Annotated in this window: 8 protein-coding genes; 7 read left to right on the forward strand and 1 reads right to left on the reverse strand. The window is 39.0% G+C overall.

Going from position 1 to position 12972, the window contains the following annotated elements; all coding sequences use genetic code 11:
• The first annotated feature begins 68 nt into the window (after nucleotides 1-68).
• From H6G57_RS25755 to H6G57_RS25770, 4 genes are all read left to right on the forward strand, one after another.
• The gene (locus tag H6G57_RS25755; RefSeq protein WP_190523914.1) at nucleotides 69-1214 is read left to right on the forward strand and encodes a sensor domain-containing diguanylate cyclase; all 1146 of its coding nucleotides are present in this window, start codon (nucleotides 69-71) and stop codon (nucleotides 1212-1214) included.
• Nucleotides 1215-1239: 25 nt separating this feature from the next.
• Nucleotides 1240-2625 carry an ABC transporter substrate-binding protein gene (locus tag H6G57_RS25760; protein ID WP_190523916.1) on the forward strand — a complete coding sequence of 462 codons (1386 nt, stop codon included), beginning with the start codon at nucleotides 1240-1242 and terminating at the stop codon, nucleotides 2623-2625.
• A 77-nt stretch (nucleotides 2626-2702) separates the two neighbouring features.
• Nucleotides 2703-4100: an ABC transporter substrate-binding protein gene (locus H6G57_RS25765; protein WP_190523918.1), complete on the forward strand. Its 1398-nt coding sequence runs from the start codon at nucleotides 2703-2705 to the stop codon at nucleotides 4098-4100.
• Complete coding sequence (locus tag H6G57_RS25770) at nucleotides 4085-6241, forward strand: ATP-binding protein (RefSeq protein WP_309236053.1); 2157 nt, start codon at nucleotides 4085-4087, stop codon at nucleotides 6239-6241. The genes H6G57_RS25765 and H6G57_RS25770 overlap by 16 nt, the downstream gene beginning before the upstream one ends.
• On the opposite strand, the gene H6G57_RS25775 is transcribed toward H6G57_RS25770, so the two are convergent.
• On the reverse strand, nucleotides 6216-6365 hold the full coding sequence (locus H6G57_RS25775) for a hypothetical protein (RefSeq protein ID WP_190523921.1): 150 nt from the start codon (nucleotides 6363-6365) through the stop codon (nucleotides 6216-6218). The two genes, H6G57_RS25770 and H6G57_RS25775, sit on opposite strands and share 26 nt — an antisense overlap.
• 383 nt (nucleotides 6366-6748) lie before the next feature.
• Between H6G57_RS25775 and H6G57_RS29685 the strand changes: the two genes are divergently transcribed.
• The 3 genes from H6G57_RS29685 to H6G57_RS25790 all read left to right on the forward strand — a co-directional run bounded on the left by H6G57_RS29685 (nucleotide 6749) and on the right by H6G57_RS25790 (nucleotide 12723).
• Nucleotides 6749-7039: a DUF2949 domain-containing protein gene (locus tag H6G57_RS29685; RefSeq protein ID WP_309236054.1), complete on the forward strand. Its 291-nt coding sequence runs from the start codon at nucleotides 6749-6751 to the stop codon at nucleotides 7037-7039.
• Between the two features lie 386 nt (nucleotides 7040-7425).
• A complete protein-coding gene (locus H6G57_RS25785) occupies nucleotides 7426-11100 on the forward strand; it encodes an NB-ARC domain-containing protein (RefSeq protein WP_190523924.1) in 3675 nt (1224 codons plus the stop codon).
• Nucleotides 11101-11487: 387 nt separating this feature from the next.
• Complete coding sequence (locus H6G57_RS25790; RefSeq protein ID WP_190523927.1) at nucleotides 11488-12723, forward strand: hypothetical protein; 1236 nt, start codon at nucleotides 11488-11490, stop codon at nucleotides 12721-12723.
• Nucleotides 12724-12972: the final 249 nt, after the last annotated feature.

The following is a 12972-nucleotide window of genomic DNA, read 5'->3' on the forward strand; positions in this document are numbered from 1 at the left end:
TTAGCAAAAAATTCGGTTTTAGCCGAGAGTTTAATATTTTTATCTATTTCTCCTAGCTAACTTTTGTTATGAATACAATACTTTCTTCCTCTATTACCCCGGCTCCCCAATCGGGTGAACCTCACAGTATCCAACCTGGGTATTATCAAGCGATGGAACGGTTAATTACTGTTGTGCAGGAACTTTCTCTGGCGCGGGATTTGCCAACCATTATGACGATTGTTAAACACGCAGCCCGCGAACTTACCAAATCTGACGGGGCGAGTTTTGTTTTGCGAGATCAGGATCAATGTTTTTATGCAGATGAAGATTCCATTGCTCCTCTGTGGAAAGGTCAAAGATTTCCCATAGAAATTTGTCTTGGGGGTTGGACAATGATTCATCGTCAACCTGCAATTATTTCTGATATTTATGGAGATGAACGAGTTCCCTATGCCGCCTATCAACCCACCTTTGTTAAAAGTTTAGCAATGGTTCCCATTCGTACCCTTGACCCGATTGGAGCGATTGGAATTTATTGGGCAATTTTGCATCAACCTACTGCTGAAGAAGTGAAATTATTACAAGCTTTAGCCGATACAACCGCAGTAGCGATGGAAAATGTTCAAGTGTATTCTGAATTAGAACAACGAGTCCGCCATCGTACTTCCCAATTACAAACTTTAAATCAACAATTAGCTGAAGAAATTGAAGAACGACGAAAAGCAGAAGCAGAAGTCAGACAATTATCTTTAACGGATGAACTAACCGGATTATTAAATCGTCGGGGATTTTTTGTTTTAGCTGAACAACAATTAAAGTTAGCTCGACGTTTACACACATCCTGTTGGATCATTTTCATAGATGTAGATGGCTTAAAAACAGTCAATGATACTTTAGGTCATGACCAGGGAGATGCTTTGATTCAGGCTATGGCTCAAGTTTTGAAACAAACCTTTCGAGAGTCTGATATTGTTGCCCGTTTGGGAGGAGATGAATTTGTGATTTTTGCTCCTAATTGTATCAATTATTGTGAAAATATAGAAAGCCGTTTAAAATCCGAAATTGATCAGTTTAATCAAAATAGCCCTTTCAGTTTTCAGTTATCGATGAGTGTTGGCAGTATTAATTTTAATCCCAGTTACCATACTCGTCTGGAAGAATTAGTCAATCAAGCAGATGAATTAATGTATACCCAAAAACGCCTGAAACGGAATCAAAAATTCCTGTGTTAACCTAGAATAAATATCAATCGTTAATATGAAAAAAATTTTGATTTTTAGCTTATTATTTATAATAAGTTTGGTTTTAGTGACTTGTGCCGAACAGTCTCAACATTTATCTCAAAACACCTCTACTTCTAATCCCAACTCGCCTTTAACTATTTGGTGGACAAAAGGGTTTTATCCTGAAGAAGATGAAGCGTTGCAAACGGTGATTAAAGCTTGGGAACAACAAGCTGGACTCAAAGCAAAACTGACATTATTTAGTGATGATGAAAACTTAAAACAAACACTAAACGCCTTAGAAACTGAAAATTTCCCTGATATTGTTTATAATAGACGGTTAGAATTTGCCATCAATCCTAAAGCTGCTTGGGAAGGTAAAGTTGCTGAGGTTTCCGATATTATTAAACCGATCAAAACCCTTTATACTCCCAGTGCGATTCAATCGGTTTATCTCTACAATCAAAAATCTAAAAAATTTGGCTATTACGGTGTACCTCTTCAGCAGCAAACCTTACATCTCCATTATTGGCGAGATTTACTGGAAGAAGCCGGATTTCAAGAACGTGATATTCCTAAAGATTGGAATAATTTTTGGGCGTTTTGGCAAGAGGTACAAAGCCAATTAAGAAAACAGGGAAAATCGGATATTTATGGTATTGGTTTAACATTTTCTTCCGAATCTAATGACACCTTTTATGAGTTTGAACAAACCTTGGCTGCATCAGGGATTCAACTGATGAATCAACAGGGAGAACTGTTAGTGAATAATCCTGAAGTTCGTCAAGGAATTCTTGATAGTTTAATTTGGTATACTCAATTTTATAAACAGGGATATGCGGCTCCAGATTCTATTGATTGGCTCCCAGAAGATAATAATATTAATTTCCTGAATCGTCGCCTGGTCATGACTCTTAATCCTACCCTTTCTATTCCCGCTTCTCAAAAAACTGATCCTGATGTTTATTCTCAACAAATTGCCACGATTGAACTTCCGAATAAACCCAATGGCGAACCGATGCCAAACTTTGTTTCCATTAAACAAGTTATCACCTTTAAAAACTCTCCCCATTCCCAGCAAGCTAAAAGTTTCCTCTCTTTTTTAGCCAAACCCGAAATCCTTTTAAACTATTTAAAAGGGTCTGCTGGACGTTATTTCCCCGTTATGCCACAACTGTTATCAGATCCATTTTGGAATAATACGAATGATCCTCATCTCAAGGTCGCATCAGAACAATTTCGTTTTGTTGCGCCGTTGTCTTCGATTCTGTTTGCACCCTATTCCCAAATTTTTGCTGAAAATGTATGGGGAAAAGCCATAGAACAGGTCATTGTTGAGGGTTTATCTCCAGAAGCAGCAACGGAGATGGCTATTGCTGAAATTCAAACAATATTTGCCGAGTGGAAAGTTCAGGAGTAAACTAATAAAAGATAGCTTTTTAAAGTTGCCTGATTCTAAACTCTCAATTTCTCCGCATTTCCCCAAGGATTCTAGCCATGAGAATAAACTTATTTTCCCGTAACTTTGCAGGATTTCTAGCCTTGGTAATGGTCAGTTTCATTTTAATCACTTGTACAAGTCAACCCCCTAAAAAGCCTGAGAATATTCAACAAAAATCAGAATTAACCATCTGGTGGAATCGAGGATATTATCCCGAACAAGATGAAGCCATTGAAAAAGTGGTCGAGAACTGGAAACAACTCACGGGGAATCAAGTTAAGCTGTCTTTTTTTAGTGAAGAGGATACCTTAAAAGAAGCGATTACAGCCTTAAAAGTTGGAAATCCTCCAGATATTTTATTTTCCGAACGGGCTGATTTTACCTTAATTCCTCAATGGGCTTGGGAGGGAAAATTAGCAGATGTTTCTGGGGTGATGGAACCGATTCAAAGCTTATATGAACCCAGTGCGATCGCATCAGTTTATCTGAAGAATAAAGCCACTCAAAAACGGTCTTATTATGCCATTCCCTTAATGGAGCAAACGCTTCATATTCACTACTGGCGAGAATTGCTTCAAGAAGGGGGAATTGATCCTCAAAATTTACCTCAAAATTGGTCAGAATTTTGGCAGATTTGGCAACAAGCTCAAGCTAATTTAAAAACGTCGGGACAAACAGAAATTTATGGTTTAGGTTTACCGATGTCCGTTGAATCTTCAGATACTTATTTAATTTTTGAACAATTTTTAATTGCCCATGATGTTCAACTTTTCGATGAACAGGGAAATTTACAATTAGATCAACCCACCGTTCGTCAAGGAATTATAGATACCCTGAATGAATATACTAATTTTTATCTTGAGGGAAATGTTCCCCCGGCTGCGATTAATTGGTTGAATGCGGATAATAATACTAATTTCTTGAACCGTAGTACCATTATGACCCTGAATCCGAGTTTATCCATTCCAGGTTCCCAACGGGAAGATCAAGACATTTATCAACATCAACTGATAACAGCCCTCTTTCCTAATACCCCCAAGGGTCAACCGATGAAACATTTAGTTTCTGTTAAAGAAGCGGTGGTTTTTTCAGAAGCTCAGAATCCAAAACTAGCACAACAATTTCTAACCTATCTCATTGAACCCAAAAATCTAAGTGCTTATGTTCAAGGCACTGGAGGAAGGTATTTTCCGGTTATGATGCAACTTTGGAATGATCCTTTCTGGCAAAATCTTAATGATCCTCATTTAAAAGTGGCATCTCAACAATTTCAATCCAATAAAACTCAACCTTTATATCATGTTATTAACCCCGCTTATGCTCAGGTTCAAACGGAAAATATTTGGGGTCAAGCCATTAAAGCCGTATTAACTCAAGAGGTCTCTCCAGAACAGGCAACCGATCAGGCAATTCAACAGATCAAAGAAATTTTTGATCTGTGGCAACAGAAGTGATTACCTCCCAATTTATTGTAACATTTGATCCCCTTTCATCTATTCTGATTTTTCCTATGAATCTTTGGAAAAAAAGCTTATTATTCCAGCTTGTGAGTTCTTTTCTGATTTTATCGTTAATCATTGTTTCTCTTGTTGGATATATGGCTTTTTATCAAGCTAAAGAATCCTTAAAAAACTCAATTTTTAATGAACTGAATATCGCAGCTTCCTTAAAACGGGAGGAACTCAACCATTGGGTGTTTGATCAAAGTCAAGTGGTTTTAGCTATAGCTCAAATGCCTGAACTTCGGACTCCTGCAAAAACACTATTTACCCTGGATAAATCTAGTGAGGATTATAAAAATATTCAAAGGTCATTACAAGCTTCTTTAAGTTCATTTACCAGAGAAAAATCGGGGTTAAAAGAAATTTTTATTTTGTCTCGTGGCGGTCGAGTTTTAGTTTCAACTGACCCGTCTCAAATCGGTAAATATCAACCCTTAGTTCAATACAGTGATATTCAAGCGGACAATCAAAACTCTTTTGTTTCTAATTTTTATCGTTCACCCCTTACAGGTTATCCCCAAATTACGTTAGTCGATCAAATTTTAGATCAAGATGGTAAACGCTTAGGACTTTTAGCGGCCCATTTAAACTTAGAACGAGTTGATCAGGTGATTCGTCAACGCACTGATTTAGATAAAACCGGAGAAACTTATTTAGTGGGAAATATGGGAAGTGGTTTATCCAATCGTTATGTTCTAATTGCGTCTCAAACCTTAGGATCAGATGAATTTCCTGATGGAATTAATAGTGATGGAATTGAACAAGCTATGCAGGGAAAAAGTGGGGAGGGGTTATATCGGAATTATCGAGGGGTTCCTGTGATCGGGGTTTATTATTCTTTATCTAATAAAGATTTAGCTTTAATTGTAGAACGCTCTCAAACAGAAGCCTTTACTCCCGCCCGTAAGTTAGCCAGTTCTATTTTATTGATTGGATTAATTTTATCAGGATTTATGGCGATCGCCATGTTCTTTTTAGGTCGTCAAATTGTGCAACCGATTTTAGCGATTGTAAAAACAGCCCGTGTTATTAGTCAAGGGAATTTTCAACAAACAGTCCCCATTTTAAGTGAGAATGAAATTGGGTTACTCGCCCGAACCTTTAATCAAATGACGATTCAATTACAAATTTATTATCATCAGTTAGAAGATTATAATCGAAATTTAGAATTAAAAGTAACGGAACGGACTCAAGAACTAGAAGATAAAAATCAACGACTGATTCATGCTTTAAAAGAATTAAAACAAACTCAATCTCAACTGATTCAAAATGAAAAAATGGTCAGTTTAGGGCAGTTAGTAGCCGGGGTTGCCCATGAAATTAATAATCCTGTGAGTTTTATTTATGGCAACCTAGATTTTGCCTCGGATTATGGTAAAAATTTAATTCAATTAGTGGAAGCTTACCAAAAAAATTATCCCGAACCCCAGGCAGAAATTGAAGAGATTATTGCTGAAATTGATCTGGAATTTATTAAAAGGGATTTACCCCAGGTTTATCAATCAATGAAAGATGGTGCTAACCGCATTAAAGAAATTGTTTTATCTCTCAAGAACTTTTCCCGTTTAGATGAATCTGAACAAAAAAGAATTAATATTCATGAGGGAATTGACAGTACCTTACAAATTTTACAAACTCGTCTCAAATCTCTCCCCTATTGCCCGGAAATTCAAGTGATTAAAAACTATGGTGACTTACCTTTAATTAATTGCTATCCGGGTCAACTCAATCAAGTTTATATGAATTTGCTCTCCAATGCTATTGATGCTTTACAAGAAGGTTGGGAACATCAAAATCCAACCTGTGTGATCAAACAACCTCAAATTATAATTCAGACAACGGTGATGGATCAAGAATGGATTGCTATTGAAATTCGGGATAATGGTTTAGGAATTTCCCCGGATATTAAAGGGCGAATTTTTGATCCCTTCTTTACGACAAAACCCGTTGGTAAAGGCACTGGGTTAGGATTATCTATTAGTTATAAAATTATTGTTGAACAGCATCAAGGTCAACTTAAATGTGACTCCAACATGGGAGAAGGAACACAATTTATCATTAAACTCCCTATTCTTCGTTCTGAGTCAGGGTGACTTGGGGAAGTTGATCAATTCCGAGACGACGAATAATTGCACTCAGGGACATGGGAGAACAAACCCCTTCTACGATTCGTGCTGATTGGGGCGGTGCATAGATAAAACTCAATGATCCGATCACGACTCATAGCTCAATCTCAAACCGTAATCTTAGGGGAAACTTTCTAATGAATTTTTAATAAAATTTTAATGAATAGAGTTTTGTCAAATAATTTTAAGCCGGAATACTCAAACTTCAAGAACCAGGTATCATAAAAAAACAATGTTGACCTAAACCGTAACAACATTGTCTCTAGGGAACTCTAAAAACAAAATTTCGTAGAAACTCAGTCAAGTTATCCCTTCCCCTGTGATGATGATCACACCATTCAGTTGATTAAATCACAGAATTAACCCGATATCTATCACTGTATTTCCCTCAATTCCCTATAGAATTAATATCGTAGAATCTTATTTCTACTGTTGTCTAACTTTTACCCCTTCTTTTTTGTAGGAACCTGAATTATGATTTCCCCTAAACAAGCACAACTGATTCAATTTTTACGGTGGGAGTTAGCGATCCCGGCGTCTTCAATTGCCATGGCACTCCGCCACCCAGAACAAGATTCAGGTCAGTTACCGATGATCCTGTGGCAGTATGGGTTAATTACACTCGAACAACTGGATCGAATTTTTGATTGGTTAGAGCGATTTGGCAGCATCATGGAAACAAAACCGACAATGTATCCCCATCCTGAACACTACGAATCTTCAGGAACGGAAACCGTCAATCTTTCAGTTTCTTTAGTGGCTTAATTCTTCAGGGGTTAAACCATTTTAGAAAAGTGTCTTAATCCAATATGAAAAAATTTTGTTTATGTCAAGACGTTTAACAAAACGATTTCAACGCTCACAATCTCAATTTAACACCTCAAAGTCAGCTTTCACAGAAGGCTGACTTTAATCTTATGAAAGGATTAAAAATTATTCCACCCCTATCTATTTAAACCTTCAGTCGATTTTTCAGGAATTGTTTTTGACACGACATCACCCTGAATCATTCACCCTTGGGTTACAGCAGAATAAACCTGACGACGAAATATCGCTTGATCTCCCCATCTCCTCAAAGAACTCAAAATTAACCTTATGATAGAAAAGTTCAGGATACACTCTTAGTAATGAACTTGGTTGCATCTGTGATCATGATGAACTTTGAAGAGGCTCTGACAATTACCGATACATTGGTTTTTGAAAAAACCGGAAAACACCTGAGTGATGCACAGCGAGCGGTCATTCAGGGAACTTGGTATTGTCAGAAATATCATGAAATTGCTTTAGAGTATCGCTGTACTCCTGAGTATCTCAAGCAGGATGTCGGGCCAAAATTATGGAAATTGTTATCGGATGAGTTAGGAGAAAAGGTCACTAAAAAAAATTTTCGTACCGTCATGGAACGCCGCACGTTGGAAGAAGAGGAGGGGGAGAGGGGGAGTAGGGGAGTAGAAGCAGTAGCGGAAGCAGGGGGAGACAAGGGGACAGGGAGACAACCGGAGGAGGAAAAGGAAAGACTCACCCATCGTCAACCGTCAATCTCTCCCCATGTAGACTGGGGGGAAGCAACGGATGTGTCTCAGTTTTATGGTCGAATTGAAGAACTGGCTCAACTCAAACAATGGATTTTACAGGAAGAATGCCGCCTCATTGCGGTGTTAGGAATGGGAGGAATTGGAAAAACTTCTTTATCGGTACAGTTAGCTCAAAAAATTTATCCCCAGTTTGAATTTGTGATTTGGCGATCGCTGCGAAATGCACCGCCTTTAACAGAAATTTTAATGGATTTAATTCAATTTTTTGCTAAGGAAACGGAGTTGAATTTGTCTCCTGACCCCCATCGACAAATTTCCCAATTGATCGATTTTTTACGCACTTCTCGATGTTTAATTATTTTAGATAATACAGAATCAATTTTACAAGAAGGAAATCGAGTCGGACGCTATTATCCCGGCTATGAAAATTATGGAGATTTATTTAAACGTTTAGGAGAAACCCAACATCAAAGCTGTCTCCTGCTTACCAGTCGGGAAAAACCCAGAGAAATTGCTGCGTTAGAAGGTCAAACCCAGAAAGTTCGGTCTTTACCTTTATTAGGATTAGAGCCGGAAAATTGTCAAGAAATTATTCAATCTAAAGGTGTAGGAGGTTCCTTTGAACAATGGCAAACCTTAATTGAACGCTATGCGGGAAATCCCCTTGCCTTAAAAATTGTTACGACCACGATTTATGATTTGTTTGGGGGAAATGTTGGCGAATTTTTAGACCAAATTCAGCAAGGGACGGCGATTTTTGGCGATGTTAGAGATATATTAGAACAACAATTAGGGCGAATTTCAGAACTTGAATTAGAAACCATGCACTGGTTAGCGATTAATCGAGAACCCTGTACCGTTGTTGATTTAAGAAAAGATTTATTATCGATTATTTCTCCGGTGGAATTAATTGAAGCCTTAGAATCCTTAAGTCGGCGATCGCTGATTGAAAAAAGTGCTGGCAGCTTTACCCAGCAACCCGTTGTTATGGAATATATGATTGAGCGGTTGATTGAAACAATTTTGCAAGAAATTGAAACAGAAACCATTAATATTTTAAATCAATATCCCCTAATTAAATCTCAAGCCAAAGATTATATCCGAGAAAGTCAAACTCGGTTGATTTTACAGCCCATTGTTCAAAAACTCTTAAGCCGTTATCGAATTTCAGGAGAACTAAACCAAAAGTTTAAAATTCTGATTGAACGGTTAAAACAAAATCGTCATTCTTCAGGTTATGGCGGCGGCAATATTATTAATCTTTGCCATAGTTTAGACTTAGATTTAGCAGAATATGACTTTTCTCAATTAACCATTTGGCAAGCCTATTTACAAGATGCCAATTTACAAAACGTTAATTTTTCCGGTTCCGATTTATCTCGATCCGTGTTTGCCAAAACCCTGGGTCATTCCCTCACCGTTGCTTTGGGTGCTAACGGAATTTTAGCGACGGGAGATGCGGAAGGTAAAATTATTTTATGGACAGTCGAAGACGGTCAACAACTATTAGTTTGTCAAGGACAAGTCGGAGGAGTTAAGTCTGTCACCTTTAATCACGATGGGACTTTACTGGCGAGTGGGAGTGATGATGAAAGTGTGCGACTGTGGAAAGTGTCAACGGGAGAATGCTTAAACCGTTGGCGGGAACATCAAGGAAGCGTTAACTGTGTTTGTTTTAGTCCCAGTGGGGATTGGTTGGCCAGTGGTAGTAATGACAAAACCGTCAGGGTTTGGGATACTCGTTCAGGACAATGTGTGCATCACTTCACCGATCACACCGACAGCATTCGCAGTATTACCTTTAGTCCCGATGGTCATACCTTGGCCAGTTGCAGTGAGGATCAAACCGTTAAACTCTGGAATCTGCAAACGGGAGATTGTTTACGCACCTTCTATGGACATAACGCTTGGAATTGGGCCGTTACTTTCGTGCGTTCTGCTTCAACTCCGGGTAAAATTCATGCGATCGCTAGTAGTACCGATGAAGAAGCCGTCCGGCTGTGGGATATAAATACAGGCCACAGTTTTCATACCTTTCACGGTCATCAGGATTCGGTGTGGATCGTGGTATTTAGTCCTGATGGAGAATTATTAGCCAGTAGCAGCGATGACCAAACTGTAAAACTCTGGAATGTGAGAACGGGAACTTGTTTAAAAACCTTACCCGGATTAGAAAGTCAAGTCTGTTCCTTAGCCTTTAGTCCCGATAGCCAAACCTTAGCGACGGGGAGTGTGGATCGCATGGTGCAGTTATGGGATGTACAGACGGGACAACGGTTGAGAACCTTACGGGGTCATCGTCATCAGGTGTGGTCGTTTGTTCTCAGTCCCAATGGCAGACGTTTGGCCAGTGGGAGTGATGACGATCAGGTGCGACTCTGGGATGTGCAGACGGGTCGCTGTCTCAAACAGTTACAAGGTCATCAGGACTGGGTATGGTCAGTCGCATTTAGTCCCGATGGCAGTTTAATTGCCAGTGGCAGTTATGACCGCACGGTGAAACTCTGGGATACCCAGACGGGGGAATGTTTGAAAACCTTGCATGGCCATAGCGATCGCATTCAAGCGGTAACGTTTAGTGCTGAAGGTAGGCTATTGGCCAGTGCCAGTGATGACCAAACGGTGAAACTCTGGGATGTGCAAACGGGTGAACTGTTACAAACCTTACAAGGACATCAGCGTTGGGTGGGTTCAGTTGCCTTCAGTCCTCAAACTTCAATTTTAGCCAGTGGCAGTAATGACCAAACTATTCGACTGTGGGATGGGGAAACAGGCCACTGTTTGGCTGTTCTTGAAGGCCATAATGATCGGGTTCATGTTCTGACTTTTGCCTCCCAGGGTTCGATTTTAGTCAGTGGGAGTTATGATCGTTCGGTGAAATGTTGGGCTGTGGAAACCGGTGAATGTCTGCAAACTTGGCGCGGTGAAATTGAACGAGTCCAGGGAATTTTATTGACCCTTGAAGGTCAGATTTGGGTGAGTGGGAGTTGCGATCAAGAGGTTAAACTATGGGATATTGCGACGGGAAACTGTGTAAAACATTTAGAAGGCCATAGCCATCCTGTCTGGTCAGTTCATGTTGATGCTCAGGGCCGTTTTTTAGCGAGTGGCAGTCATGATCAAGGAATTAAGGTTTGGGATTTACACACCCAGGAGTGTTTGAAAACCTTACGCGCTGATAAGCCTTACAATGGTTTGAATATTACGGGTGTGACGGGAATCACTACAGCACAAAAAGTTACATTGAAAGCGTTAGGCGCGGTGGATCTTAACCCAGAACGAATATTATAAGAACAGCTTTACTGAATCTTTACAATTAATGACTGATTTTTGTTAAATCTTTATTGGAGTGGGGTGGATTTATCACTAAGATAAAAGTATTAGAAACACAGCTACACGCCACCCCAAATTTTCAGTCATCCTTAAAGTTCGGGTTTCACCCCAAGTCTGGTGTTATCAGGGAAAAGTCGGGTTGGGTATAACAGGATGTTATATTCTTCCCCACAGTCAGTCAGGGTATCTCAAGAAGCAAGTGATCGGAAGCGATAAAATGTTACTCATTTTAAAATCCAGATCCAGGGGAAACAAGGCACTAAGGAGAAAATACCGAGAATTGGGATGTGAGGTCAGAGTGTGTAGCTCAAATCCACCTATCCCTGACCAAAGAGGGGTTCTACCGTGAATAGTTCGGGGTTTAGCCAGTATTATCACTCATCGGATGAGCAGGTCATTTATGCTCATCTACAAAGTTGTGTCGAAACTGAACTACCCCAACACCTGATTCAACGGTTCTTTAATTTGTTTATCCAAGGAGGAGAATACCCTGATTTGGCTGTTAATTTAGCATTAGGTCGGATTGTCGATTCGGATTTAGCCAATATAGAATTTCAGTATGTTCTCAACCGCAGTTGCTATATTTTAATTAATCGGTGGCGCAAACAACCTCGGCATCAATGGGCTATTCCTGAACTGATTAATAGTTTTGAACAAACTCCATCGGGTTTACCTTCCTGTTGGACAGCAAAACGGTTACGTTCTTTAGTTAAACGGTTTATTGAAACGGAACAATATCAAGCTCTTCGCCGTTTGAGCAAGGTCTTTGAGGAAAAAATAGAAGCAGCTAGTCAAAAAGAAAAAAATGATAATGTAGAAGGTTTAATTAGTCGCTATCCTTATTTATATGATCACTGTTTTTTAACAGATGATAGTCCTGATGAGCAACGTCAGGAAATCCGCGAGATGCGAATGCAAGCTCAAGAAACCTGGGAGCATGATTTATCTCAATATCTCACGTTTAAACGCACTCCCCGCGAACAACGCTTAATTTTACCAGGGGTGGAAAATCCAACGTTATTAACAGACAAAAAGTTGAATTTTGCGGTTAAACATTTTACCGGAAAAGTAGATGGTTATCATACTTATAATGATTTAGCCTACATTTTTGCAAATCAAAGCCAACAGGCGCGAACCTATCGCACGTTTAAAGAAGAATTTTATGAATATTTGAGTAGTACGGTTGATACTAAGTATGGAAAAAACCATTTTAATAATCGTTTATATCGAGAACTACAAGCCACTTTATCCCACAATGATAGTCAAAAAGTGAATGCTACTCTGATAGCGGGAACCTGTCGTAAATTATTAAATTTCTTGGTTGTGGAAAGTCCCCAACAACCCCATCACTTTGTGTTTTTAGATTTAAGTAGTAATATTGGAGTAACTCGTTCTATTGGGTTGTTATTAAAAATTGTCTTATTTTGTCGCAAAGTTAAATCAGATTTAGAAAAACGGTTTTCGATTTTATTTAATCACTATTCTACTTTTCCCAGAAATAAGGTGTTTTGGCTGGTGGAAGCGTTAGAAAATCTTAATATTGCTTTTAGTCTCAATTGGGGAAGTTTAAAATTTAATTAAGTTTTGCCTTAATTCTGGCAATTGCGACTATAATACAGCACTCTATTATTATTTATTTTACACTAAAAGCGATCGCTGTTGATCATAAAAATAGCGATCGCTTAATTATAAGGGGATAACCCTTGACACTCTCACCGTCAATCGCCAAGCGATGTGACGGGAGATTCTTTGTTCAACGAATCGACTTGCCCCAACAGGATTGCTCCCGTTAAAGTAGAGGTCAATTCTCCCAAAGCGTTCACCTCGACT

Origin of the sequence: Planktothrix sp. FACHB-1365 (genome assembly GCF_014697575.1) — a bacterium.
Classification (GTDB): domain Bacteria; phylum Cyanobacteriota; class Cyanobacteriia; order Cyanobacteriales; family Microcoleaceae; genus Planktothrix.

Coding starts and splice junctions, on each gene's coding strand:
- H6G57_RS29685 (WP_309236054.1), top strand. CDS start 6,749: ATGATTTCCCCTAAACAAGCACAACTGATTCAATTTTTACGGTGGGAG.
- H6G57_RS25785 (WP_190523924.1), top strand. CDS start 7,426: ATGATGAACTTTGAAGAGGCTCTGACAATTACCGATACATTGGTTTTT.
- H6G57_RS25755 (WP_190523914.1), top strand. CDS start 69: ATGAATACAATACTTTCTTCCTCTATTACCCCGGCTCCCCAATCGGGT.
- H6G57_RS25760 (WP_190523916.1), top strand. CDS start 1,240: ATGAAAAAAATTTTGATTTTTAGCTTATTATTTATAATAAGTTTGGTT.
- H6G57_RS25765 (WP_190523918.1), top strand. CDS start 2,703: ATGAGAATAAACTTATTTTCCCGTAACTTTGCAGGATTTCTAGCCTTG.